This window comes from Hoyosella subflava DQS3-9A1 (genome assembly GCF_000214175.1).
GTDB classification, from domain to species: Bacteria; Actinomycetota; Actinomycetes; order Mycobacteriales; family Mycobacteriaceae; genus Hoyosella; species Hoyosella subflava.
This window is the reverse complement of record NC_015564.1, coordinates 3,218,652-3,243,772: the sequence shown is the minus strand read 5'-3', so window position 1 is coordinate 3,243,772 and position 25,121 is coordinate 3,218,652. Positions and strand designations below refer to the sequence as shown.

Genomic DNA, 25,121 nt, shown 5'->3' with positions numbered 1-25,121 from the left:
GTGGTGGGCTGTGATGGGGACATGAATGTGCGGCGAATCATGTGTGCGCCTCCCTGGCGTTCTGATGCTCGGGCGGTTCAGCATCATCGGGTGGCGGATTGTTTCTGCGTAGCAACGAGGTCCGCTCCACCAGAATGTGCAGGACGATGCCTGCGACGATGCCCCAGGCTGCACCCTGGGTGGCCAGCACGACGCCGGTGACGCCCGCGACGGCGTACTGCTCGGTGTTGCTCACTTGCTGCATGCCGACGACCATGCACAGGTAGCCGGTCACAAGGAGGGTGAGCGACAGCGCGATCGGTAGAACGGGCTGGAAAAGCGTGACCAGTGGCATCGCGAACAGGGCGAAGAATGCGATGAGGTAAAAGGTGCCCACCCCGCTGTACACGGATTCCATTGCGCGTCGACCGAACTCGTACCGGGTCGCGATGCTCGCTGTCAGTGCGGTGAAGATAGGCCCGCCCTGGCCCGGTTGCGGAATGAAGAGTGCGTGCAGCGCATTCCGGATTCCGGTGATGACGTGCAGGCGATCGTTGTCTACCTCGATAACCTCGTCCGGCCGGGCTTTGTCGGCTCGTGCAATGACTGAGTCGCCGACCACGATGTCTCCGTACGCGATGACGTAGGAGATGATCGCAACGGGGATCGCGGTCAGGAACATCTCGAGTGTGGGCCAGCCGATGGTGAAGGGCAGTAGCTGCCACAGTTCGTTGATCGCGAGGGACGTGATTCCCCATTCGATTTGTGGCAGTGGGTATTCGCCGACGGCCCAGCCCACCCCGATCGCGAGGAGAAGCCCGGGGACGAGGCCATAATTGGCGATCATCACGCCGAGCTTGCTGCGGTTGCAGAGCAGCCTGAACGAGGCGGAGAACAGGGTGAATGCGATGACGAGCGCGCCGACGCCGATCGAGAGCGGTGTGGCCAGGAAGCGTCCGCCTTCACCGATTTCACCCATCAGTGCCGCGATTCCGGCGCCCAGCAGGATGCCGCCTTTGACGGAGACCGGGATGCTGGAGATGAGCTTGCTCGCGACTTTCGTGACGCCGAGAACGAGGAAGATTATTGCGACGACGATGTGGAGGGCCACCATAGCTTTGATCGCCTCAGTGCCGGGTTCGTAAGCGCTGAGATACACCACCACAAGTGGAACGGCGGGTGTGATGAAGCCAGGAGCCAGCGGAGCACCAAGCAGTGCAGGCAGCAACAGAGTCGCCATGAAGAGGATCGTGACTGTGAGCGCGACCTCGAACGACATGCCGAGATAGGTCTGAAGCAGAGGGATCGTTGCCATGCCCACCACGAACATGATCGCGGCCTGCACGGCCTCCGCGAGTTCAAGCGGATAGTGGATGAAGGGCAAACGGATCTTGAACATACCCAGGCGCCAGTACGGCTGCTCCTGGCCATATTCTCGTTTCAGGAGGTAGCGCGATCGCATGCGAAGCCTTTCTAGAGGCAGGGGAAGGTGGACTTCCACGAGGTGTGTGATCCCGCACTAGAGTGCAGCGCGATCTGCGTCACCCTGTAGGGGCGAGGTGACAGCGTTTTTGTGGTCCAGTGATAAATCGGCGCAGTAGTCTTTGATCCGGTACCAGCAGGACTCCGTCCAGTGAAGGGATCACGTGAATGCCCTCTGAAGGTGAGTTTTCCGGGGAAGCGGAGCGACGCCGCCTCGCGGAATTGATCGGACGCGAACTCCCGAGGATCGCGAATGCGGCAACAGATCAGATTCTCAGTGACGTGGCGGGTTACCGGGAGAGCGCCGTTCCCAACCTGCGCAGGGAAGTCTTGACCCACGTCCTGGACGTTTTTGACATCTTTGTTCGAGCTCTTAAGGAAGGGCTCGAACCGCGGGCCGACCGGTTTCGCGTCACGGCGGATCAAGCGATGCGGCGCGTGACGCAGGGCATCTCAATGCCTGACTTTCTGCGGGCCTTCCGTGTTGCGCAGATCACCTTGTGGGAGTCGATCAGACAACTCACGGCGGAACAGCCAGACCTGCGTTTCGCTGCGTCGGAAGCCGTGAGCGCGATTATGGAGGTGATTGAGGTCGGGACAACCGCAGCTGCTGAGGCATACCTCGAAGCTGAGCGGTTTCTGGTCGCGGATGCCACGAGTGCTGCACGTGATCTCATCGATGATTTGCTCGCTGGCCAGCAGCCCGTGACCGGGCCTCGCCAGGCAGCGTTGCGCACCGCGGGACTCAGCGCAGGAAGCGTGATCGTGGTTGTCGCGGGACGCGTCGTCGGGTACAGCGGTGAGCGGAACACGCTGGTGCGTGTGCTCGGGAAAGCTGCCACAACCTATCCGCACGGACTGCTTGCTATGCGACGCAACGAGATCGTCGGTGTCTTGCCGGCCCCAATACAGCGGGGTATAGGTGGGGTTCTGCGTGACCTTCGCCGCGTCGCGGATAAGGCGCGCGCAGGCGGCGTCGAACTTGCCCTGGGCGTAAGCACGCCGCTGACTGGCCTGGACGCAGCACCTCCCGGCTACTGTGAGGCAAAGTTCGCGCTGGGGGCACTGCACGGGAGGCCGGGGATTCAGGCGCTCGGCGAACTCACCACCTTCGACTATCTTGTCTCCCGCGATGACCCGATCGCACGTCGGCTTATTTCACCGCAGGTCCGGGGATTCGTCGAGAAGGATCTAGCCGGCGACCGCATGTACATCGATACGCTGCTGGCGTACGTCGAGGCGAACCTGAACGCGAAAGCAGCTGCGGACGCGCTCTACGTTCACAGCAACACCGCCTACTACCGCCTCGAACGCATCGCGGAACGAACCGGCAAGGACTTGCGCGCCTTTAGCGAGGTACTCGACCTTCTCGTCGCGATCAAACTTCTCGCCCCGGCCTAGTGAACCAATCACAGCAAGAGTGTCACCGCTCCTCTAACACAATCGCGCGTTCTGGGCGCACCGTAGTGGTGTCCAATCCGCCGATCCCGGAGAAGCCATGTACCTCACGACGCCCGCAGCCCTGAAGGACCACATCGGAGCCAGCCTCGGCACAAGCAGCTGGACCACAGTCACCCAGGACCAGATTGATCAATTCGCCGAGGCTACCGGTGACACCCAATGGATCCACACCGATCCTGAGCGAGCCAAGTCAGGTCCGTTCGGCACGACGATCGCGCATGGATACCTGACGCTGTCGCTGATCCCCGGGGTTCTGTACGAAGTACTGGAATTCGAGGAGCTTGGTGCTGCCCTGAACTACGGGCTCAACCGGGTACGCTTCCCGGCCCCTGTTCCGGTGGGCAGCGAGATCAGGTCCGACGTCTCGGTCGTCGGAGTGAAAACTCGGGGAGGAATGATCGAGGCGGTGCTTGCGATCATAATGAAACGGCGGGGACACGACACCCCCGTGTGCGTCGCTGAAGCAGTGGTTCTGTATTCCTGAAAGGTAGGGGCCATGAGCGCCACCAGCCTTAGACACTTCCATGAGGTGCAGCGGTTTCCCCTGTGGATCACCTCGATTCCGCTGCTCACCGTGGCTGGTCTGGGCGCTTTGATCGTGGCGTTCGTTGCCGTAGGGGAGTTCGCGGGTGCGCTCTTCTGCGGCGTTCTGCTCGCGGCGGTATTTCTCCCATTGGCGGTGCTGCACCTCCGGATGAGACTGGTTACCTCGGTTGACTCAACCGGGCTTCACTTGCGGATCCACCCCGCCCGGTTCAGTTTGCTCCCGCGCCGGATGACGTACAAGGATGTTTCGCTCGGTGAGATCTCCCGCTGCGAGGTGAGCGTCTACAACTCTCTCATGAGTCGAGAGTTCTGGGGATGGCATATATGGGGACTGAGCGCAGCCAAGGGTGGGCGCTACCTGTACGTGATGCGGCCAGGCTTAGTGCGGGCGCAGGGCGTGCGAGTGGAACTTACTCGTGGTGAAACTTTGTTCATCGGTTCCGCCAATCCCGCGAAGTTGGCCGCTGCGATCGCCCGCGCGATTGAGAAGCGCGGGTCTGCTTGAGCGTTGCTACGCGTGACGGAGCGTAGTATCGGAACGCACTCAACTGCCGGAACGAGGAGTTTCACAGCCCAATGGCGCCACGACCGTTGCACGAAGTAGTGGAAGCAGGGTGGGCTGACGCACTCGCCCCGGTCACGCAGAATATTGCCGACATCGGGGAGTTCTTACGCGCCGAGAACGCTGCTGGCCGCGGATATCTTCCGAGCGGACAGAATGTGCTGCGCGCGTTCCAGCAGCCGTTCGCAGAGGTGAGGGTGCTGATCGTGGGGCAGGATCCATATCCGACCCCCGGCCATGCAATCGGGTTGAGCTTCTCTGTGGCGCCGGAAGTGCGCCCGCTTCCAAAAAGCCTCACAAACATTTACAAGGAGTATTGCGCCGACCTGGGTTACCCTCCACCCACCTCAGGCGATCTCACCCCCTGGTCGAAAAGTGGCGTGCTGCTGTTGAACAGAGTGCTGACGGTCCGTCCGGGCGATCCTGCTTCACATCGGGGAAAAGGCTGGGAAGCGGTGACTGAGCAAGCGATCCGTGCACTCGTTGACCGCCATGAGCCCATGGTGGCTATCTTGTGGGGCCGCGATGCGATGAGCCTGAAGCCGATGCTCGAGGATGTGCCCACTATCGAATCGGCGCATCCGTCCCCGCTGTCCGCCTCACGGGGGTTCTTCGGCTCGAAGCCCTTCAGCCGCGCGAACGAGGAACTTCTCGATCTAGGCGCGGAGCCAATCGACTGGCGTTTGCCGTAGCCACACCAGCAACCGGACATCCGCACGGGACACGACTGGTGCGGATGTCCCGTTGCTGGTGTGGGCTGAAGTACTCATTCAAAACGCAAAAATCCCCGAAAGGTCATGTGACATTCCGGGGATTTGTGGTCTAGAAAGTGCGTATTAGGCGCGAACGACCTTACCTGCCTTGATGCACGAGGTGCAGGCGTTGATCCGCTTCCGGTTGCCGGGGGCAACTTCGGCGCGAACGGTCTGGATGTTCGGGTCCCAGCGACGGCTGGTACGCACGTGCGAGTGTGAGACTGACTTACCGAAGCCAGGTCCCTTGCCACAGACATCGCAAACGGCAGCCATGGTCGTCGAACTCCTCGTTAGTGGTGACACGTGTCTTTTTGCCAAGCCGGCTGAGCACACAAATCAGCACCGCCCTGCTTAGGCAACCGTGCAAGCGTACCGGGTTTATCGCGTATTGACCAAACCGGCGCGAAACGGCGTTACCTGCTGTCGTCCACTCGTCAGGATAGTCTCTCAGCAGGCGTGCCAACGAATCTGTGAAGGGGAGGGCGGGACGCGGTGGCAGATGAGCTCACAACACTCGATGCGCACGCGTTGCTGCGCTGGGCGGCGGCGTGTGTGAGTGGACTGGAACGTCGCCGGGATGAGATCAACGTGCTCAATGTCTTCCCGATCGCCGATTCAGATACCGGCACAAATCTGCATTTCACCATGGCCGCGGCGCTGCGCGCTGCGGAGCAGGCCAACGGGGGCGCTGAACCGACAGTCCAGGATCTCGCTACCGCCCTGGCGCGGGGCGCTGTGGCCGGCGCGCGCGGGAACTCGGGAGTGATTCTTTCCCAAGTCCTGAGGGGTGTAGCTGAGGCCTCCTCGGAACGCTCCATCGACGGCAACGTCTTGAAGGATGCATTGGAGGCAGCTCTCGATCTCGTGAGCAAGTCGCTGTTCAACGTGGTGGAGGGGACTGTCGTTACGGTGCTGCGGGGTGCCGCGCAGGCGGCACGTGCGAGTGACGAGTGCGCACTCGCTGACGTCACGCGGGCGGCAGCGGATGGTGCGGCATCCGCGCTGGAACAGACTCCAGGCCAGCTGTCGGTCCTCAGTCAGGCCGGTGTAGTTGACGCAGGCGGACTCGGACTGGTGGTCATCCTCGATGCGCTCGTCGGAGTCGTGACAGGCGACGAACCGCAGCGGCCTCGTTTCACTGTTCGGGCGACGGTCGGGGACACCACACCCTCCGCATCCGCGATCGCTCCTGCGACTGACGCACGACCGGTCGAGCACATCCACGAGTACGCCACTGGAGACGCGGAGTACGAGGTCATGTACCTGCTCGACGGAAGTTCGGACCCCGCCGCCGATGCGTTGCGTGAGAAATTGTCAGACCTAGGTGATTCAGTAGTCGTCGTGGGTGACGGGTCCGGTGTCTGGTCGGTACATGTGCATAGCGCTGATCCGGGCGCAGCGATAGAGGTGGGGCTCGCTGCGGGAAAGCCGCGCGACATCCGGATCACCGCGTTCGCGCCCGATCAGCAAGTGTCGTTTGCTGCGACACCTACTAGGCCGCTGGTCCGCATGGTCCTGGCGCTGGTGACGGGAGGTGACGCCGCGGAACTTTTCGAAAGCGAGGGCGCCACCGTCTTGCGCACCGGAGGGATGGCATCGCCACAGGAACTGCTCGATGCGATCCTCGCTCTGCGTGCCGATGAGGTCTTTGTGCTGCCGAACGGTCTGATCAAGGCCGAGGAACTCGTGGCGGTAAGTACGCAGGCACGTCAGTTAGGCCACCCAGCAGTGCTGCTTCCGACCTCCAGCATGGTGCAGGGCCTCGCCGCGCTCGCGGTACACGACCCCTCGCGGGTGGCTTCCGATGATTCTTATGCCATGGCTGCCGCTGCAGCAGCAACGCGGTGGGGCTCGGTGCGCAGAGCGGACACTCGCGCACTGACGATGGCCGGCGTCTGCGAACCAGGAGATTGTCTCGGTCTCGTAGGTCACGAAGTGCTGGTCATCAACGAAGATCTGGCCGTCGCGACCGCACAACTCGCAGATCTCATGCTTGCGGCGGGCGGCGAGCTTGTCACCGTGCTTGCGGGCCAGGATGGGGCTAGAACATACCTTGCAGATTCGCTGGAGAAGCACATCAAAAAAGTGCACCCCGGTATCGACCTCATGGTTTATCCCGGCGGCCAAGATGATGACATCCTGCAGATCGGTGTGGAGTAGCTGATCGTGGAGGCAGCAGTATCTCTCACGGACCGGCTGGACGGGCTGCTCGGACGCGGGGTATCGGCCAAACTCGAGAACGAGTTCGGGATCACTAGCGTTGCCCACCTTCTCCAGCACTATCCGCGCCGCTACGCGCGCGGCGGCATGCCCCTCGGCGAAGACGAAGCACAAGCGGGCGACCACATCACGGTGGTCGCGACGATCGCTCGCGTGGACGAGATCCGCATGAAACCTCCCAAGAAGGGCAGCTTCTTGAAGGTGACGCTGCACGCTGACACACAGCAACTCGAAGCGACGTTCTTCAACCCCAAGGTTCTCAGGCACGTCATGAAGCCCGGGAAGAAGATGATGTTCTCCGGCACCGTCGGCTTCTTTCGCAAAAACATGCAGCTCACCCATCCGAGTTACCTCGAGCTGCGAGAGACCGCAGACGCTGAGAGCGTGCGCGGTAGCGGCCAGCTTGCTGAGCTGGCCAGGGCAGCACAGAAAGCGGACAGCGACATCGAATCCGATCTGTTGCGGGACATAATCCCCATCTACCCCTCGACGAAGAACATTCAGAGCTGGGAGATCTGGAGCTGCGTCCGAATCGTGCTGGACCAGCTTGCGCCCCTTCCCGAAATGCTCCCCGAAGGGGTTGTCACTCAGAATCAGCTGCTTTCGTACGACCAGGCGATCCGGCTGATCCACCTCCCTGACTCGGAAGCGGACTTCCGAAATGCGCAGGACCGCCTGCGTTTCGACGAAGCATTGCTGATGCAGCTGATTCTGGCCCAGCAGCGGGTCACGGAATCCCGGCGATCCGCGCCTCCGATGACCGCAAAAGCGGAGGGAATCGCCGCGCGTTTCGACACGAACCTCCCCTTCACGCTTACCGGAGGGCAGCGGGCGGCGGGTGAAACCATCGCGGAGAGAATCGCGCAGCCCGCACCGATGAACGTGCTGCTGCAGGGTGAGGTGGGTTCAGGTAAGACGATCGTCGCGTTGCGTGCGATGCTCCAGGCGATTGATGCTGGCTATCAGTGTGCGCTCTTGGCGCCCACCGAAGTGCTTGCCACCCAGCATTATCGCTCGTTACGGTCGATGCTTGGCGCGCTTGGGCAGGGCGGGGAACTAGGCGCGGATGACTACGCGACGGGTGTCGTCCTGCTGACCGGGTCCATGACCGTTTCGCAGCGTAAGACCGCGCTGCTGAAGATCGTCACGGGCGACGCGGGCCTCGTCATCGGCACCCACGCTCTCATTCAGGACACTGTCGAGTTCTTCAACCTGGGGCTGGTGGTGATTGATGAACAGCACCGGTTCGGCGTGGAGCAGCGGGACCATCTGCGCGGGAAAGCCCAGGCCGGGAAGACACCGCACATGCTGGTGATGACGGCAACGCCTATTCCGCGGACGATCGCGATGACAGTGTTCGGAGCACTGGAGGTCATCACCTTGCGTGAGCTTCCCCGCGGCCGCAGCCCAATCAGTACCAAGGTGCTGGCGTTGTCAGCGTCACGCAAATGGCTCCCGCGAGTGTGGGAGCGGATTGTGGAAGAAGCCGCGCAAGGCAGACAAGCCTATGTGGTGTGTTCCCGCATTGGTGACGACGAGAGCGGGTCTGCGGGAAACGGCAGCGAGGCCCCGTCGACCACAGCTGTTGTCGACATGTTCGGCTATCTGCGTTCGGGTCCGCTCGCGGAGTTGCGTGTCGGGCTTCTGCATGGGCGTCTGCCCGCAGATGAAAAGGACCGCGTGATGCGTGATTTCTCAGCAGGTGAGATCGATGTCCTAGTGTGTACAACGGTGATCGAGGTGGGGGTGGATGTGCCGAACGCCACAGTCATGGCTATTGTGGACGCAGACCGGTTCGGCGTCAGTCAGCTGCACCAGCTGCGTGGCAGGGTTGGCCGTGGTGCGCACGCGGGATTGTGCATTCTGATGAGTGAGGCGGCGGAGGGATCCTCTGCTTTGCATCGATTGAGTGCCGTGGCGGCTACTACCGACGGCTTCCGGCTCGCGGAACTGGACCTTCAGCAGCGACGCGAAGGTGATGTTCTGGGGTCTGCTCAGTCCGGTACGCGGAGCAGCCTCAAACTGCTTTCTCTTCTCGACCACGGGGCTGTGATCGAGAAGGCTCGCGACATCGCAGATGCAATGGTCACGGACGACCCCGAGCTTGCTCGAGCACCGCAGCTCGCCGCGATGGTCAACGCGATAGGCGACGGTGCTGGAATCGACTATCTCGACATGACCTGAGGCCCGGCGCCGTGCCCATCCTTGAATATCAGACGGAATAGCGCCTTACGGTGGTGCGGTTGCGGCCTAGTATCGTGCCGGAGTCCACAATTGAAAAAGTGCAGTGAGTCAGCGGGCGCCAGAGTCACCTCCCGCAACGGAAAGAGGCGAAAGAATGTTTTCGAAAGTGCTCGTCGCTAACCGGGGCGAGATCGCAATCAGGGCCTTCAGGGCTTCCTACGAACTCGGCGCAGGCACCGTCGCCGTCTTTCCGTATGAGGACCGCAACTCTGTGCACCGGCTCAAGGCGGACGAAAGTTACCAGATCGGTGAGCCAGGCCATCCGGTGCGGGCCTACCTTTCAGTCGACGAAATCATCCAGGCCGCGAAGCACGCTGGTGCCGACGCGATCTACCCCGGTTATGGCTTCCTCTCAGAGAATCCTGACCTTGCGACTGCGTGTGCTGAAGAAGGCATCAAGTTTGTCGGCCCGCCGGTTGAGGTGCTTGAACTTGCCGGGAACAAAGCGCGCGCGATCGCAGCTGCCCGAGCTGCTGGTCTACCGGTGCTGGCATCCTCGGAACCCGGAAGTGATATCGACACCCTGCTTGCCGCGGCAGACGACATGGAGTTTCCAATCTTCGTGAAAGCTGTGGCGGGTGGTGGCGGACGTGGCATGCGGCGGGTTGACTCCCGGCCGCAGCTCAGGGAAGCCATCGAACAGGCGCAGCGTGAAGCTGAGTCGGCTTTCGGTGACGCTACGGTCTTCCTCGAGCAGGCTGTAGTCAATCCCCGCCACATCGAGGTTCAGATCCTCGCGGACGAGGCGGGGAACGTCATCCACCTGTTCGAGCGTGACTGTTCGGTACAGCGCCGCCATCAGAAGGTCGTCGAACTGGCCCCGGCACCGAACCTGCCTGCTGAACTTCGGGACCAGATCTGCGCGGACGCGGTGGCGTTCGCGAAGGAGATTGGCTACTCCTGCGCGGGCACTGTTGAGTTCCTGCTGGACGAGCGCGGCAAGCACGTTTTCATCGAGATGAACCCGCGCATCCAGGTCGAGCACACTGTGACTGAAGAAGTGACCGACGTCGATCTGGTGCAGTCGCAGCTGCGCATCGCGAGCGGCGAGACCCTCGCGGACCTGGGCCTCTCCCAGGATTCGGTGGTGCTGCGCGGCGCGGCCATGCAATGCCGGATCACGACCGAGGACCCAGCGAATGGTTTCCGGCCCGATACTGGCCGCGTCACGGGATACCGGACCCCAGGCGGTGCCGGTGTCCGCCTTGATGGGGGAACGATGCTCGGCGCCGAGGTTGGCGCCTACTTCGACTCGATGCTCGTCAAGCTCACCTGCCGGGGACGTGATTTTGGGACTGCTGTACGCCGCGCGCGACGTGCGCTAGCGGAGTTCCGCATCCGTGGTGTCGCCACGAACATCCCGTTCCTTCAGGGACTGCTCGACGACCCAGACTTCCGGGCGGGCAATGTGACCACCTCGTTCATCGAGGAACGTCCGCACCTGTTGACTCTTCACACCCCCGCCGACCGCGGTACGCGAATGCTGCGCTATCTCGCCGACGTAACGGTGAACAAGCCACACGGTGAACGCCCGGTCCGGATCGACCCGCGCACCAAACTGCCGGAGCTCGACAGAGAAACCGCGATCCCGGATGGATCCCGGCAGCGGCTTCTGCACCTCGGTCCAGAGGGTTTCGCGACCGCGCTGCGCGAGCAGAAAGCGCTCGCGGTTACGGAGACAACATTCCGCGACGCACATCAGTCGTTGCTCGCCACCCGTATCCGGACGCGTGACCTGCTTGGGGTCGCTGACCACGTCGCGCGGCTGACACCTGAGCTGTTCAGCATCGAGGCGTGGGGCGGAGCCACATACGACGTCGCGCTGCGCTTCCTGCACGAAGATCCGTGGGAACGGCTGGCGAAGCTACGGGAGGCGATTCCGAACATCTGCATCCAGATGCTGCTGCGTGGGCGCAACACGGTCGGTTACACGCCGTATCCCGAGTCAGTGACACGCTCATTCGTCGACGAGGCGACGCGAACAGGGATCGACATCTTCCGAATCTTCGACGCGCTCAACAACGTTGACCAGATGCGTCCCGCGATCGACGCGGTGCGTGAAACAGGCACGGCGATCGCGGAAGTCGCGCTCAGCTACACCGGGGACCTTGCTGACCCGGGCGAGAATCTCTACACGCTCGACTACTACCTGCGTCTTGCGGAAGAGGCGGTAGAAGCAGGGGCCCACATCATCGCGATCAAAGACATGGCCGGTCTGCTTCGAGCTCCTGCTGCGGAGAAGCTCGTTTCGGCATTGCGGTCAAACTTCGATCTGCCCGTTCACGTTCACACCCATGACACTCCCGGCGGCCAGCTCGCTACCTATCTGGCTGCGTGGCAGGCCGGTGCGGACGCTGTCGACGGGGCCGCTGCGTCCCTCGCGGGCACCACCAGTCAGCCGGCTCTCTCCGCGATCGTCGCGGCGGCGCGCAACACCGAGCGTGACACGGGTATCGATCTGGATGCTGTCTGCGATCTCGAACCGTACTGGGAGGCCGTCCGCAAGGTCTACAAGCCCTTCGAGTCTGGCCTCCCGTCACCGACGGGCCGCGTGTATAAGCACGAGATTCCCGGTGGTCAGCTGTCGAACTTGCGGCAGCAGGCAATCGCACTGGGCCTCGGTGACCGGTTCGAACAGATCGAGGAGGCGTACGCGGCGGCTGACCGGCTCCTAGGCCGCCTCGTCAAGGTGACTCCATCGTCGAAAGTCGTTGGAGACCTGGCGCTGCACCTCGTGGGCGCGGATGTATCGATCGACCAGTTCAAGAATGATCCCGGCTCCTTCGACGTCCCCGACTCGGTTATCGGGTTCCTGAGGGGTGAGCTGGGCGATCCGCCCGGCGGGTGGCCCGAGCCGTTCCGTACGAAGGCGCTGGAAGGGCGATCTCCCGCGAAGCCCGCGCCTGAGCTGTCGTCCGAGGATGAAGCGCTGCTGCATGGCGATGACGCCAAGGCTCGTCGCGCCACGCTGAACCGGCTGCTCTTCCCAGTGCCAGCACGCGAGTTCCGTGAGCATCGCGACGAATACGGCGACACCTCCTTGCTGTCGAGTGGGCAGTTCTTCTATGGCCTGCGTCATGGCGAGGAAAACCAGGTCAGCCTCGAGCCCGGTGTCACACTGCTTTTCGGGCTCGAAGCGATCTCCGAACCTGATGAGCGCGGCATGCGCACGGTGATGTGCACCATCAACGGACAGTTGCGTCCAGTCAAGGTGCGCGACCTGTCGGTAGCGAGTGAAGTGCCGTCATCGGAGAAAGCTGACAAGAACAACCCTGATCACCTTCCCGCCCCGTTCGCCGGCGTCGTCACTGTGTCGGTATCCGAAGGGGAGTCGGTAAAGGCGGGCCACACCATCGCGACCATCGAGGCGATGAAGATGGAAGCTTCGATCACCGCGCAGAAGTCGGGCACCGTCAAGCGTGTGGCGATTAGTCCTGTTCAGCAAGTGGAAGGTGGAGATCTGATCGCGGTCATTGAGTCCGCAAAGTCAGAGTGACACGAATTATCGCGGGCGGAGCCGGTGGTATCCGGCTCCGCGTGCCGCCGAAAGGAACGCGGCCAACGACCGATCGGGTGCGCGAGGCGCTGTTCAGCGCACTTTCCTCACGCATCGATTTTGGCGGCCTCCGCGTCCTGGACCTGTATGCGGGCTCAGGCGCGCTCGGTCTCGAATCACTGTCCCGCGGCGCTGCTGTCGCGGTATTCGTGGAATCCGGCGCACGTGCCGTAGGCGTGATCAAGGACAATATCCAGACGGTACGGCTGCCCGGCGCTGAAGTGATCAAGGGGGACGTCACTGCGACCCTAGGCAGAGAGCCAGCGCACCGCTTCTCGCTAGTATTTGCCGATCCGCCCTACACGGTCGACGACGGCGCAGTAGCGCACATGTTGACGCTTCTGGTACGGAAACAGTGGCTTGCGCCGGACGCTCTGGTCGTCATAGAACGGTCATCACGCTCACCGCTGACGACGTGGCCGGAGGACTTCGAGGCGATCACGTCGCGAAAATACGGCGAAACCCGCATCGACATCGCGCAGTACCAGTAAGTCGGCCATTCCGGGCGAGCACAGGACCCGGGCGCCTGTTAACGTCAGCACCATGAGCGGAGCGATCTGCCCGGGCTCGTTCGACCCGGTCACCAATGGTCACCTTGACGTGATTGAGCGCGCCTCAGCCCACTTTGACCGGGTTGTCGTGGCAGTCCTCGTCAATCCAAACAAGCGGGGGATGTTCACGGTGGAGGAGCGGCTGGATCTGCTCCGAGAGGTGACATCTCACCTGCCCAACGTCACGGTGGACTCGTGGCAGGGCCTGTTGGTCGACTATGCGAAGAACAATGACCTGAACGCAATCGTCAAGGGCCTGCGGGCTGTCAGCGACTTCGAGTACGAGCTGCAGATGGCACAAATGAACAAAGAGCTCTCCGGGGTGGACACGTTCTTCACAGCCACCAATCCGCTGTACAGCTTCTTGTCGAGTTCGCTGGCGAAGGAAGTCGCCACCTACGGTGGCGACGTGTCCCATTTGCTCCCTCCAGTCGTCTATCGACGACTGACGGAGCGGATTGCCGAACGGAAAAGGGAGAGCGGAAATCCCTGACCTCGATGTCCGGCAAGGATGTGCCTCCAGGTATGTCATGGGCGAGGCGCGCGGCGACACACCGTGCGAGTAGATGCGGTAGACGGGATAGCCAGGCAAACTGGCTGCGGAACACATTTTGAGGATATGGGGTAGCGGTGTATCGGGTATTCGGCGCTCTTGATGAGCTAGTAGCGATCGTCGAAGAGGCGCGCGGCGTGCCGATGACCGCTGGCTGTATTGTGCCGCGCGGCGACGTTCTTGACCTCCTGGACGACATCCGCGAGGCGATACCGAGTGAACTCGATGACGCCCAGGATGTGCTGGACCACCGCGACAAGCTGATCAACGACGCGCGGGACAGCGCGGAGCACACTGTCGGTGCAGCGTCCTCCGAGGCGGAAACCACCATCACCAATGCTCGCGAAGATGCTGACCGGATGCTTCGCGACGCGAAGGCGCAGGCGGACAGGATGGTCGCGGAAGCCAAAGCGCACGCGGAACAGGTGGTCACTGAAGCGCAGGCTGAGGCAGATCGCACGATCACCGGCGGCCAGCGGGAGTTCGAGGCCATGACGGCGCGTGCTCGCACCGAAGCCAACCGGTTGATCGAATCCGGGAATGCCGCGTACGAGCGAGCAGTCAGTGAGGGCGTGGCCGAGCAGCAGCGGCTCGTGTCGGAGTCTGAGGTTGTGCATGCGTCGCAGGCTGAAGCGAATCGGGTGGTTGATGCCGCACACGCAGAGTCGGAACGGCTTCGCGGCGAATGCGACCAGTATGTCGACGCGAAACTAGCTGAGTTCGAGGAGTTCCTCAACGGGACTATCCGCTCCGTTCACCGCGGTCGCCAGCGTCTGCGCGATGCTGGTCCGCCGCCGCAGTTCGCCCCTGAGGAGCGCCCCGCGAGGCGTCGCTGAGCTCTGGTCGCAGCAAGGGTGGCCTCCAACAGCCCTGGTGATTGGCACTCCACATTGGCGGTAGACTGATAGGTCGTTTAACCCGCAGCATCAATCGGAGTGTGATCACGTGAAGACTTCCCGGCATGGTTCGGCGCGCCCAATGCGGGATTCGCCGTTTGTGCTGGATGTCCGGACGCTCGGCCGGAGTCCTGGCACGATGCGTGAGGAACACCGCAGCGTCGCATTGAAGACCCGCGTGGGGCTCGAGATGATCGGCATCCCGGCAGGTGAGCTCCTTGAGATGGATCTTCGTCTCGAGGCCGTCTCGGAAGGTGTGCTCGTTTCCGGGACCATCGACGGGACTGCTACGGGCGAGTGTGTGCGGTGCCTCGAAGATTTCGAAGAACCGGTAGAGGTTTCGATCACGGAACTGTTCGCTTACCCGGGCAGCGCCACCTCGGAGACCACGGATGAGGATGAGATCTACCGGATCGAAGATGAACTCATCGACCTTGAACCCGTCGTCACGGATACGATCGGATTGTCTCTTCCGTTGCAGCCAGTGTGCGACGAAGACTGCCCCGGGCTGTGCTCGGAATGCGGCGTTCCCCTCGCGATTGCGGATTCTGGGCACAGTCATGCGATACTAGATCCTCGCTGGGCTGCTTTGGCGGACAAGTTTCCTGCCGCCGAGCGTCCAGAAGCATAGTTCCGCCAGGCAGCTGGGGAGCACCACTGCTTCTACCAGCATGTATGCAGCTACCGATCGATTGCCAAGGAGAGTTAGTCGTGGCCGTTCCCAAGCGCCGGATGTCGCGATCCAACACGAGGTCGCGCCGCAGCCAGTGGAAAGCCACTGCGCCTGCGCTCATCACCTGCCCGAACCGCGCGTGCGGGCAGAAGACACTGCCTCACACCGCATGCCCGTCGTGCGGCACGTACCGGGGACGTCAGGTTACGGCTGCTTCGGTTTGATCGTGGCTGACGGTGCTGCACTGACTAGCGAGCAGAGCCGCGAGTCTCTGCTCGCTGCGCTCGGTGTCAGACTGGGCGAGGATTTGCTTACGCTCGCTCTCACTCACCGTTCCTACGCCTACGAGAACGGTGGCCTGCCCACCAACGAGCGGCTCGAGTTCCTCGGGGATTCTGTCCTGGGTCTCACGATCACCGAACACCTGTACCGGACTCACCCCGATAAGCCGGAGGGTGAGCTCGCGAAGATTCGGTCAAGCGTGGTGAATATGCATGCCCTCGCTGAGGTCGCACGTGGCTTAGGGCACGGTGGGCTCGGCGAGTATTTCTTGCTTGGTAAGGGCGAGGAAATGACGGGCGGCCGGGACAAAGCGAGCATCCTCGCTGACGGTATGGAGTCGCTGCTCGGGGCTGTGTATCTCGAGCACGGACTCGATGTCGCGCGCGGCGTTGTGCTCACTTTGTTCAAAGGTCTCCTCGAACGTGGTCCCCGTCTGGGGGCCGGGCTGGACTGGAAGACGAGCCTGCAGGAACTCACGGCCGAGCGTGGCCTGGGTGTCCCCGCGTACGAGGTTGCCGCCAAGGGCCCCGATCATGACAAAGAGTTCACGGCGACTGTGATAGTCGCGGGTGAGGACCTGGGCTCCGGTACTGGGCGCACCAAAAAGGAAGCGGAACAGAAGGCTGCGGGCGCGGCCTGGCGTCACCTTTCCTCTGACTCTTGATCGCGGACGCTGACTCCGATGCCTGAACTCCCCGAAGTCGAGGTCGTTCGCCGCGGACTGGAATCGCACGCGCTCAGGCAGCAGATCGAATCCGTTGAGGTCCGCCATCCACGGGCGGTCCGCCGTCACGCTGCGGGGCCTGCGGATTTAGCGGGCCGCTTGGCGGGACGCGCCTTCAGTGGAGCGTTCCGGCGCGGCAAGTATCTGTGGCTCACGCTTGCTGAAAAAAATCCGGACGAAGCTGCTGATTCAGTACTGGTGCACCTCGGTATGAGTGGTCAGATGCTGGTACAGGCTGCGGACGCGCCGATGGAGCCGCACGCGCGAATTGTCGTCACTCTTGATGGCGGAACCCATCTGCGCTTCGTCGACCAGCGAACATTCGGGGGGTGGCTGGTCGCTCCTCTGGTGCCAGCAGTACCTGATTCCGCCGGGGAATTGCTGCCTCAACCGATCGTCCACATCGCGCGGGATCCGCTGGACCCGCTGTTCGATGAGCGGGCGGTAATAGAGGTAATCCGGCGCAAGCCGAGTGAAATCAAGCGGATTCTGCTCGACCAGTCGGTGATTTCCGGGGTGGGCAATATTTACGCCGATGAGGCCCTCTGGCGTGCGGGTATCCACGGCAACCGGTCAGCTCGTTCGCTCTCACGCGCGAAAATCAGAACGATTCTGTTCGCCGCGCGAGAGGTCATGATCGAGGCGCTCGCACAAGGGGGGACGTCGTTTGACGCGTTGTACGTCAACGTCAATGGTCAGTCGGGATTTTTTGACCGGAGTCTGAGAGTCTATGGGCTTGAGGGCCATCCGTGTGAGCGCTGCGGCACCCCGATCGTACGGGAAAAGTTCACGAACCGCTCAAGCCATTTTTGCCCGATCTGCCAGCGAAAACGCTAGTGGTAGGCGGTGCCCGTGGAGACTGAGAAAGGCAATCAGGCTGAGCTCCCGGAGGTGCTGCTTCGACCCGCTGTACGTCTATGCGTACCCGGTGGCGGGGTGTCCCGGATGCCGCTGCCGTCGGCTGACCGCAGCGGCCTCCCGCACGGGTTCGGCTACCTGCCGCCGGCCAGCTGAGGATAGACGGCCTCGAGCGGTGCCGAGAGCCCGGCCTTGGCCTGGACGGACGTGTCGTCGGCGAGGACCTCGTGCTCGCCGGCCTCGATCGCATCGAACACCTTGCTGACGAGGACGGCGGGGTCGAGCTTCGGGTCGGTGGTGCCGGCGGCCATCGGTGTGTCGACCCAGCCGACATGCACGCCGACGACCTGCACGCCTGCCGGCTGGAGTTCGAGTCGCAGGGAGTTCGTCGCGGACCACAGCGCCGCCTTGGTGGCCGAGTAGATCCCCGCGACCGCGTACCAGGAGAGGGCCGAGTGGATGTCGATGATCGCCGTGTTCCCGCCCTTGGCCGACAGGATCGGCGCATAGGCGCGGCCGAGGAACAACGGGCCGAGGAAGTTAGTCTCGACGTTGCGGCGGATCTCCTCGTCGGTGTGGGCGAGGATGCCCGAGCTGGACACGGACGCGCCGGCGTTGTTGATCAGCACCGTCACGTCCGGGGCGGCGTCGACCGCCGCCTGGATGGAGGCGGCGTCGGTGACGTCGAGAGTGAGTGGCACGATGCGCTCGTCGTCCCAGTCGCGAGGATTGCGTGCGGTGGCGTACACCTTCGCGGCACCGCGGGCGACGGCTTCGCGGACGAAGTGGGTGCCGATGCCTCCGTTCGCACCAGTGACGAGGACGACGGCTCCGCTGAATGAGGTCATGTGTATGTTCCTTCTTCTGGATCTGTGGCCGCGCTCCGTCGTGGGAGTATGAGCCGAGGCGAATCCGAACCCACGCGACAGTGACTATACTCAGAACTGAGACTAGTCATAGTTTATTCCAGAAGGAGACCGATGTCAGTGGCGTCACAGCCGCTCGGGCGGCGCGAGAGGAACAAGCAGGCCAAGCTCGAGCGCATCACCGCGGCCGCGAGCGAGCTGTTCGCACAGCACGGGGTGGACGAGGTCACGACGCAGCAGATCGCCGACGCGGCAGACATTGGCACCGGCACCCTGTTCCTGTATGCGAAGACCAAGGGTGAGCTGCTGCTCCTGGTGCAGAACACTCACTACACCGCCGCGCTCGAGCGCGGCCAGGCGGCGGCAGTTGATGCGACGACCGCGCTGGACGGGGTGATGGTGCTGGTCGAGCAGATCACGCAGTGCAACCGCGTGCAGGTCGACAACGGTCGCACCTATCTCCGCGAGATAGTCTTCGGAGACCCGAGCGAGCCGCACCACGCCGAGGCGCTGTCGATCGTCGGGCGGACCGAGGAGGTCGTCGCTGGCATCCTGGCCGACAAGGCGCATCTCTCCGCCGTCGAGGCCTCCACGCTGGCGGGGGTGGTCGTGGCGATCATGTTCCTGGTCCTGGCTGCCAGTGTGAATGCGGAATTGAGCATCCCCGAGCTTCTCGCGAGCATTCGCGCCCAGGTTGCGGCGATCCTTCCCCGCTGACCCCGCCCCGGCGCTCTCAGGGGGATACGGTCGCGGCGTTCATTCGGACGAAGGCTACGTCTCTCTGAGACAGTTTCGCCGTGGGGGTCGACAGGACTGGCGCGAACACGCTCGCCGGTGTCGACGGTGAGGGGCCGTACGCGAGGACACTGAGTCTGGGGGACGTGTGCTTCGCTCCACTGCTGCATGGCGATCATGACGACCTTCAGCTCCTCGCCGGCCGCGGTGAGCTCACCTCGTCCTCGAATGCCAGCGCGGTCTATGCGCGGCCGGCCGGCGTTGTTCTCGGCGAGGTGGATCTGGCGGCACTCGAACAGGCCCCGGGGTCGCGGAGATGATGCCCGAGTACGGTCCCTTCCACCAGTGCATGCCCGCCTACCGGGGCTTGTCAGTGCTGGTCGAACGTGTTCACTTGACGGGTCTGCGCGATGGCGTCGACGATGCGCGGGTCCCAGTTGTCCACCGTCGCGGCCAGGTGCACGAAGAAGACCACGGGGATCCCGCCCTGGGGGCCGAGCTCGCGGTAGGCGTACGAGACGCCTCCCGCGGTGAGGGTCTTCGTGGGGGCTTTCGCGTACGAGGTGGTGACGGGTTCGTCGATAGTGCTTTAGTTGGTGGTTCCTTCGGTCGTTCGTCGAAATGGCTGAGGTGGAGTCAGGGGCCGGTGATGACGGCCTTGCCGCGGAGACCTCCCTTGGCCAGGGCGTCGAGCGCCTGCGGGGTCTGGTCGAACGAGAACGTCTTTCCGACCACCGGGCGAAGGATGCCGTTGTCGACGAGGGCGGCGATCTGCCGCAGCTGGTCGCCGCTGGCGGTCATGAAGAGGAACTCGTAGCCCACGCCGAGCTTCTTCGCTCGTCGGCGGATCTTCGCGCTCATCGCGGTGACCGCCAGGCGCAGTACCGGGTTCAGGCCCGCCGCCTTCGCGAAGGCCGGGTCGGGCGGGCCGGAGATCCCGATCGCCTTGCCGCCCGGGCGCAGGACGCGCAGGGATTTGGCGAGGTTCTCGCCTCCGAGGCTGTCCAGGACCAGGTCGTATCCGGAGAGCTCGGTCTCGAAGTCGTGGGTGCGGTAGTCGATCACGACGTCCGCCCCGAGGTCGCGGACGAAGTCGGCGTTCTTCCCCGAGGCCGTGGTCGCCACCTGAGCGCCGAGGTGCTTGGCGAGCTGGATCGTGATCGACCCGACGCCGCCGGCCCCGGCGTGGATGAGGACCTTCTGGCCGGGCTGCACGTCGCCCTTGACGACGAGCGCCTGCCAGGCGGTCAACGCCACCAGCGGCAGGGATGCCGCCTCGACGGGGCTGATCGTGGCGGGGGCGAGGGCGAGGTCGGCTTCATCGATCGCGATGCGTTCGGCGATCGTCCCGATCCGGCCGTCCCGGGGCCGGGCGAACACCTGGTCGCCTGGCTTGAACTCGGTGACGCTCGCACCGGTGCGGATGACGGTGCCGGCGACGTCATGCCCGAGGACGAGGGGGGTCTTGTAGGGCAGGATTGCCTTGAACTCTCCGTCTCGGATCTTCTCGTCCAGTGGGTTCACTCCCGCAGCCGCGACGCGCACGAGCACGTCGCGGTCGCCCACGGTAGGTTCGGGCACCTCCGTCTCGCGGAGTGGATGCTTGTACTTGTCGAACACGAACGCTTGCATGATTGCTCTGTCTCCTATGGATCTGTCTATGGAGGCGATTGCGAAACCGGCTGCTTCACATCTTTTTGATGAGTATACTCACAAATGAGGAAACTCAGAAATCGCGTCAAGACAGGACGTATGGAGGCGCACCCCGGCGCGATGGGTCAGCGAGAGCGCGGCGTGGCCTGCGGTGCGATGGTGATCGAGTCCTACTCTGGGCAGCTGGAGAGAACTGGAGCACGCATGATGCCCGAAGATGAGTGGATCGACGGCGCCGCGGCGGAACGTCACCGCTGCAGTACCCAGACGGTTTGACGGCGAATCCGGCAGGGAAGGTGAACCGTGTTTGAGATGCGGCGCACCGATTCGCCGTGAGTCGTTCATGAACAGGTCGTCGTACTCATGTCCTCGGTGCCAGCCGCGTCCACGGGCGTTCCGCCGCCCACACCTCTAATCAAGTGAGACACTGTGTCTCGGGTGCGCAGCCGCTGCGCGAACGGGACACAGGAGGATCGGTATGTCGGACCCCGAAGAGTTTCGGGTGGTAGTGGTCGGTGCGGGGCTCGCCGGTATCGCGGCGGCGATCAAACTGGAAAGAGCGGGAATCGACGACGTTGTCGTTCTCGAGAAAGCCGACCGGGTCGGTGGAACGTGGCGTGACAACACGTATCCCGGCTGTGGGTGTGACATCCCATCGAACGTGTACTCCTTTACGTTCAATCCGAACCCGCGCTGGACTTCAACATTTGCGCTGCAACCCGACATTCTGGATTACATCGAAGAGACAGCGGAGAAGTTCGGTGTCTACCGCAAGATCCGGTTCAGTACGGAAATGAAGGAAGCGGTATGGCATGCGGACCGGCGGCGCTGGGTGTTCAACACGTCGAACGGACAGTTCGTTTCCCAGTTCGCGGTCTTCGCGGCAGGACCGATCACCGAGCCGAAACTCCCGACTGTGCCCGGTTTATCTGACTTCGCTGGCGAGGTGTTTCATTCGGCACGCTGGAATCACGACCTTGATCTTGCGGGCAAGCGCGTTGCCGTTATCGGGACAGGGGCCTCGGCGGTCCAATTCGTGCCGGAGATCCAGCCAGACGTAGCCCAGCTGCACCTCTTTCAGCGCACGGCATCATGGGTGGTTCCACGACTTGACATGCCCGTTCCCGCCGCTTTGAAGGCCCTCTTCGGCAAAGTGCCGAAAACCCAGCAGGGACTGCGCACAGGACTGGACGGCGTTCTCCGGTTGCTCACGCTCGCGATGCGGCACGAGTCCGCTGCACGGCGGCTGAACGTAATCGGGAGAGCGATGCTCCGCGCACAAGTGAAGGACCCAGAGCTGCGGCGGGTACTCACACCTGACTTCACGCTGGGCTGCAAGCGACTTCTGCTTTCGAACGAGTTCTATCCCGCGCTGGAAAAGCCGAATGTTGAAGTTATCCCGCACGCCCTCAGCGAGGTGGGGCCGAGTACGGTCACCGGCGCGGATGGGACGAAGCGTGAAGTTGACGTCATCATTTTCGGGACCGGTTTTGACGTCAGCCACCCTCCGATCGCGCGGCGCGTACGTGGCTCCGATGGCCACATGCTGTCCGAGTTCTGGAACGCGAGCCCCGAAGCGTATCTCGGCACAACGACGCGGAACGTACCAAATGGATTCGTACTGCTAGGCCCGAACTTGCTCGTTTACAACTCTTTCCTGGGTATCGCCGAAGACCAAATGAACTACGTCGTCGACGCGATCAAGAAAGCGGACAGCAATGGAGTCGAGGTGCTGAGCCTCAAGGAGTCGACGTTGCGGCAGTTCAACGACGAAATCCAGGAGGCGCTGCAGCATACGGTTTTCAATCACGGTGGATGCGCGAGTTATTACCTCGACGAAAATGGCAAGAACTTCGCCGCGTGGCCATGGTCAACAACCCTCATGCGTAAGCGTCTCAGCCGGTTCGACATGGAGAACTACGACACCATCCCCTACGCGAACTAGGAATACAGCGGCCGTCGGTGGGATTATTACGGCTATGACGTTCGAGCAGACGGCTCACCCCTTTGACGAGGCAGCCCTTCACGAGACAGAGAAGACGAACCCGAACCCTGGTGACACGCGCCTGTGGGTGGAACGCACCGGCGTCCGCCGCTACACCGGCCGTAGTTCGCGTGGAGCGCAAGTGCAGGTCGGCTCCGTTTCTGACGAGGGCGCTTTTACCCCCGGGGAGCTGCTGAAGATCGCGCTAGCCGCGTGTTCGGGCCTCGCGTCAGACCAGCCGCTGTCACGCCGTCTTGGCGAAACCTACGATGCGAAGTTCTACGTTTCAGGGGCGCCTGACCGGGAAAACGAGGTGTATCCAGTTCTCGACGAGGTCCTCGAGCTCGACTTGAGTGAACTCGACGCTAATGCACAGGAGCGGCTCATGCTTGTGGTGGAGCGTGCGATCGATCGCACCTGCACGGTGGGCCGCACGCTTAAAGCTGGAACACAGGTGCGGCTTGTTATCGAGGGAGAGTCGTGATGGGAGCAGGCAAGCTCGGTCGGGATTCTCAGCGGAGGTCCCGGAAGCCCAGTTCCCGGCGGACGGATGCCTTCCGTCCCCGGGAGTTACGCACGTCAATCGGTGAGCTGGGCAACCGGAGCGCGGCGCGGATTCGCGGGGCGGGGCAGCGGGCTGCGAGCCAGCCAGCTTTCACCAAGCGTGTGACGACGAAACGGGTGACGGCACGACATTTCACGACCCCTGAGGTTCGAACCCCTGCCGTGGACTTCACCGGTGTGCGAATCCCGGGCGTGAGCGTGCCGCCCATCAAGACCGAGCCAGTGCGCGTGTCAGGGTTCCGCATTCCCTCCGTTCGCATCTCGCCGATTCGCATCTCGACGGTGCGGTTCGAGGAGTTGAACTTTCCGTCCTTTACCATCCCGGAGTCGCGAATCGGGAAGGTGCGTCTGCCTGAGGTGCGCGTTCCCAGCGTGACGATCAAAGCTGGCGGTTTGACGCCGCTGCGCCTCCCGCGAATTATCGTCGACAAGGATGAGTAGTTCTGCAGATCCAGGCGTAGCTCGCGAGCTCGATGAGGTCCGGGTGTCACGGCTGCGGGTCTGTGCCATCTTCGCGGTGAATGGTCTGTTCATCGGTGTGTGGGCAGGCCTGTTGCCGTCACTTCGCGATCATTTCCGCACCGATGCGCGCGGGATTGCCGTGCTGCTGATGGTTGCGGGCATCTGCGCGGTGATCGCGATGCAGATCGCTGGCCGCTGGGCGGACCGTCGGGGTGCTAAGAAGATCACTCTTGCGGCCGTCCCCGTGATGGCGATCGGGATGTGTGCGGTGGCGGCCGCGCCGTCATACGGTGTTCTGGTTGCGGCCGCAGCCGTTTTCGGCGTCGGCAACGGGATGATGGACGTCGCCATGAACGCAGTCGGCGTGCATGTGGAGGCACGGCACAAGCGCCCTACGATGAGCCTTTTTCACGCGTTCTTCTCGATCGGGGCGCTGGCTGGAGCGGGCATCGTCCTTGCCTCTGCGGTGCTCACCGGCGGCCTGCGAGCGGTCATCGTTGTTTCGAGCCTCGCCAGCGTCGTCATCGCGGTTGCAGGAACGATGGCTGTCGCGAAACGTCTTCCACAGTCTCAGGTGACCACCGCATCGATGAGCGGCCCACGGCGGATCCCGGCGGCTGCCTGGCTGCTCGGCATCATTGCCCTGTGTTTTGGGATGACCGAGGGGACCGCGATGGACTGGTCCTCGATACACGTCACCGACGTCACCAACGTGTCACCAGGTATCGGCGCACTCGGAGTTGTGTGCGTAAGTGGAGCGATGATCATAGTCCGGCTGTCCGGTGACCCCCTGTGCGCGCGATTCGGCCGCACGGCCATTGTGCGGGGCGGCGCGATAGTCGCAGCTGCAGGTTTCACCGTGACGGTCATCAGTGACGACCTGCCTGTGGTGCTGGCCGCCTGGCTGGTTGTCGGCCTGGGTGTCGGCATCATCAACCCGCAGATCTATGCGGTGGCTGGGCACCTCGGTGGCGGTCGCACCCTCGCTGTGGTCGTAGGGTTTGGCTACACGGCTTTCCTCATCGGACCTGCGATCATCGGGTCGCTCATCGCGGTAGTTGGCATTCAGAACGCGATGCTGCTGCCCGTCGGTCTCGCTGTGGTCGTGGTCATTCTCGCGCTGTGGATGCCCACCGCAGGTCCCGCAAAGGGGGGCCAACGGAAGCGAGACGTACACGGCCGCGAGCAACACGCCCCAATATCTCGCTGAATTCCCGGTGAACCGCGTGATACTGAAGGCGTGGTTCGACTGACAGCGTGGGTGCACGGCACGGTGCAGGGCGTGGGTTTCCGATGGTGGACCCGGTCCCGCGCACTGGAACTAGGCCTTTCGGGGCACGCCACGAATCATCGTGATGGACGGGTGCATGTTGTCGCAGAGGGGCCGCGAGACCAATGCGAGAAACTGCTTGCACTGCTGAACTCTGGTGAGACGCCCGGCAAGGTGACGCTCGTGGTGGAAAGCTGGGAAGACGCGCGCGGTGAACTTTCAGGGTTCGAGGAGCGGTAGCGCGG

General features: G+C 62.9%; 26 protein-coding genes and 2 pseudogenes. 23 read left to right on the top strand and 5 right to left on the bottom strand.

Annotation, left to right across the window (positions count from 1 at the left end):
• Positions 1–37: 37 nt before the first annotated feature.
• The gene (locus AS9A_RS15240) at positions 38–1,441 is read right to left on the bottom strand and encodes a solute carrier family 23 protein (RefSeq protein WP_041451126.1); all 1,404 of its coding nucleotides are present in this window, start codon (positions 1,439–1,441) and stop codon (positions 38–40) included.
• Between the two features lie 188 nt (positions 1,442–1,629).
• Between AS9A_RS15240 and AS9A_RS15235 the strand changes: the two genes are divergently transcribed.
• From AS9A_RS15235 to AS9A_RS15220, 4 genes are all read left to right on the top strand, one after another.
• Positions 1,630–2,862, top strand: coding sequence for a PucR family transcriptional regulator (locus tag AS9A_RS15235; protein ID WP_013807963.1), 1,233 nt, complete (start codon positions 1,630–1,632; stop codon positions 2,860–2,862).
• Positions 2,863–2,959: 97 nt separating this feature from the next.
• Positions 2,960–3,406: a MaoC family dehydratase gene (locus AS9A_RS15230; protein ID WP_013807962.1), complete on the top strand. Its 447-nt coding sequence runs from the start codon at positions 2,960–2,962 to the stop codon at positions 3,404–3,406.
• 12 nt (positions 3,407–3,418) lie between these two features.
• Positions 3,419–3,973 (top strand): hypothetical protein, encoded by a 555-nt coding sequence (locus AS9A_RS15225; RefSeq protein ID WP_013807961.1) that lies wholly within the window; start codon positions 3,419–3,421, stop codon positions 3,971–3,973.
• 71 nt (positions 3,974–4,044) lie between these two features.
• Entirely contained in the window at positions 4,045–4,722 is a 678-nt protein-coding gene (locus tag AS9A_RS15220; protein ID WP_013807960.1) for a uracil-DNA glycosylase, read from the top strand.
• Between the two features lie 144 nt (positions 4,723–4,866).
• Here the strand turns inward: AS9A_RS15220 and rpmB are convergent, their stop codons facing one another.
• Entirely contained in the window at positions 4,867–5,058 is a 192-nt protein-coding gene (gene rpmB, locus AS9A_RS15215; RefSeq protein ID WP_013807959.1) for a 50S ribosomal protein L28, read from the bottom strand.
• A gap of 219 nt (positions 5,059–5,277) precedes the next feature.
• Between rpmB and AS9A_RS15210 the strand changes: the two genes are divergently transcribed.
• The 10 genes from AS9A_RS15210 (at position 5,278) to mutM (ending at position 17,321) form a co-directional block, all read left to right on the top strand.
• A complete protein-coding gene (locus AS9A_RS15210) occupies positions 5,278–6,945 on the top strand; it encodes a DAK2 domain-containing protein (protein ID WP_013807958.1) in 1,668 nt (555 codons plus the stop codon).
• 6 nt (positions 6,946–6,951) lie between these two features.
• Positions 6,952–9,189, top strand: a complete 2,238-nt coding sequence (gene recG, locus AS9A_RS15205) for an ATP-dependent DNA helicase RecG (RefSeq protein ID WP_013807957.1) — start codon at positions 6,952–6,954, stop codon at positions 9,187–9,189.
• A gap of 154 nt (positions 9,190–9,343) precedes the next feature.
• Positions 9,344–12,745: a pyruvate carboxylase gene (locus tag AS9A_RS15200; protein WP_013807956.1), complete on the top strand. Its 3,402-nt coding sequence runs from the start codon at positions 9,344–9,346 to the stop codon at positions 12,743–12,745.
• The gene (gene rsmD / locus AS9A_RS15195; RefSeq protein ID WP_013807955.1) at positions 12,742–13,296 is read left to right on the top strand and encodes a 16S rRNA (guanine(966)-N(2))-methyltransferase RsmD; all 555 of its coding nucleotides are present in this window, start codon (positions 12,742–12,744) and stop codon (positions 13,294–13,296) included. Before AS9A_RS15200 ends, rsmD begins: the two co-directional genes overlap by 4 nt.
• 52 nt (positions 13,297–13,348) lie before the next feature.
• Positions 13,349–13,849: a pantetheine-phosphate adenylyltransferase gene (gene coaD, locus AS9A_RS15190; RefSeq protein WP_013807954.1), complete on the top strand. Its 501-nt coding sequence runs from the start codon at positions 13,349–13,351 to the stop codon at positions 13,847–13,849.
• Positions 13,850–13,986: 137 nt separating this feature from the next.
• The gene (locus AS9A_RS15185; protein WP_013807953.1) at positions 13,987–14,745 is read left to right on the top strand and encodes a DivIVA domain-containing protein; all 759 of its coding nucleotides are present in this window, start codon (positions 13,987–13,989) and stop codon (positions 14,743–14,745) included.
• Between the two features lie 109 nt (positions 14,746–14,854).
• Complete coding sequence (locus AS9A_RS15180; RefSeq protein WP_085930622.1) at positions 14,855–15,436, top strand: YceD family protein; 582 nt, start codon at positions 14,855–14,857, stop codon at positions 15,434–15,436.
• Between the two features lie 80 nt (positions 15,437–15,516).
• The gene (rpmF, locus tag AS9A_RS23340; protein WP_074390847.1) at positions 15,517–15,702 is read left to right on the top strand and encodes a 50S ribosomal protein L32; all 186 of its coding nucleotides are present in this window, start codon (positions 15,517–15,519) and stop codon (positions 15,700–15,702) included.
• Between the two features lie 2 nt (positions 15,703–15,704).
• A complete protein-coding gene (gene rnc / locus AS9A_RS15175; RefSeq protein WP_237707825.1) occupies positions 15,705–16,424 on the top strand; it encodes a ribonuclease III in 720 nt (239 codons plus the stop codon).
• A gap of 18 nt (positions 16,425–16,442) precedes the next feature.
• On the top strand, positions 16,443–17,321 hold the full coding sequence (gene mutM / locus AS9A_RS15170) for a bifunctional DNA-formamidopyrimidine glycosylase/DNA-(apurinic or apyrimidinic site) lyase (protein ID WP_013807950.1): 879 nt from the start codon (positions 16,443–16,445) through the stop codon (positions 17,319–17,321).
• Between the two features lie 155 nt (positions 17,322–17,476).
• On the opposite strand, the gene AS9A_RS15165 is transcribed toward mutM, so the two are convergent.
• On the bottom strand, positions 17,477–18,190 hold the full coding sequence (locus tag AS9A_RS15165) for an SDR family oxidoreductase (protein ID WP_013807949.1): 714 nt from the start codon (positions 18,188–18,190) through the stop codon (positions 17,477–17,479).
• A 132-nt stretch (positions 18,191–18,322) separates the two neighbouring features.
• Between AS9A_RS15165 and AS9A_RS15160 the strand changes: the two genes are divergently transcribed.
• Together AS9A_RS15160 and AS9A_RS15155 are read left to right on the top strand one after the other, a co-directional pair.
• The gene (locus tag AS9A_RS15160) at positions 18,323–18,925 is read left to right on the top strand and encodes a TetR/AcrR family transcriptional regulator (RefSeq protein WP_041451124.1); all 603 of its coding nucleotides are present in this window, start codon (positions 18,323–18,325) and stop codon (positions 18,923–18,925) included.
• 80 nt (positions 18,926–19,005) lie between these two features.
• On the top strand, positions 19,006–19,263 hold the full coding sequence (locus tag AS9A_RS15155) for a hypothetical protein (protein WP_013807947.1): 258 nt from the start codon (positions 19,006–19,008) through the stop codon (positions 19,261–19,263).
• A 59-nt stretch (positions 19,264–19,322) separates the two neighbouring features.
• Here the strand turns inward: AS9A_RS15155 and AS9A_RS23335 are convergent.
• Positions 19,323–19,526 (bottom strand): annotated as a pseudogene (locus AS9A_RS23335) (alpha/beta fold hydrolase); the annotation flags it as partial.
• A gap of 53 nt (positions 19,527–19,579) precedes the next feature.
• Entirely contained in the window at positions 19,580–20,575 is a 996-nt protein-coding gene (locus AS9A_RS15150) for an NADP-dependent oxidoreductase (protein ID WP_013807946.1), read from the bottom strand.
• Positions 20,576–20,659: 84 nt separating this feature from the next.
• Between AS9A_RS15150 and AS9A_RS24365 the strand changes: the two genes are divergently transcribed.
• From AS9A_RS24365 to AS9A_RS15125, 7 genes and pseudogenes are all read left to right on the top strand, one after another.
• Complete coding sequence (locus AS9A_RS24365) at positions 20,660–20,872, top strand: hypothetical protein (protein ID WP_192808212.1); 213 nt, start codon at positions 20,660–20,662, stop codon at positions 20,870–20,872.
• A gap of 10 nt (positions 20,873–20,882) precedes the next feature.
• Positions 20,883–21,011 (top strand): annotated as a pseudogene (locus AS9A_RS23330) (zinc finger domain-containing protein); the annotation flags it as partial.
• 63 nt (positions 21,012–21,074) lie between these two features.
• Entirely contained in the window at positions 21,075–22,541 is a 1,467-nt protein-coding gene (locus tag AS9A_RS15145; RefSeq protein ID WP_013807944.1) for a flavin-containing monooxygenase, read from the top strand.
• Between the two features lie 34 nt (positions 22,542–22,575).
• Complete coding sequence (locus tag AS9A_RS15140) at positions 22,576–23,064, top strand: OsmC family protein (protein ID WP_013807943.1); 489 nt, start codon at positions 22,576–22,578, stop codon at positions 23,062–23,064.
• The gene (locus tag AS9A_RS15135) at positions 23,064–23,585 is read left to right on the top strand and encodes a hypothetical protein (protein WP_041451123.1); all 522 of its coding nucleotides are present in this window, start codon (positions 23,064–23,066) and stop codon (positions 23,583–23,585) included. Before AS9A_RS15140 ends, AS9A_RS15135 begins: the two co-directional genes overlap by 1 nt.
• Entirely contained in the window at positions 23,578–24,816 is a 1,239-nt protein-coding gene (locus AS9A_RS15130) for an MFS transporter (protein ID WP_148262481.1), read from the top strand. Before AS9A_RS15135 ends, AS9A_RS15130 begins: the two co-directional genes overlap by 8 nt.
• 30 nt (positions 24,817–24,846) lie before the next feature.
• Complete coding sequence (locus tag AS9A_RS15125; RefSeq protein ID WP_013807940.1) at positions 24,847–25,116, top strand: acylphosphatase; 270 nt, start codon at positions 24,847–24,849, stop codon at positions 25,114–25,116.
• The last annotated feature ends 5 nt before the right edge of the window (positions 25,117–25,121 follow it).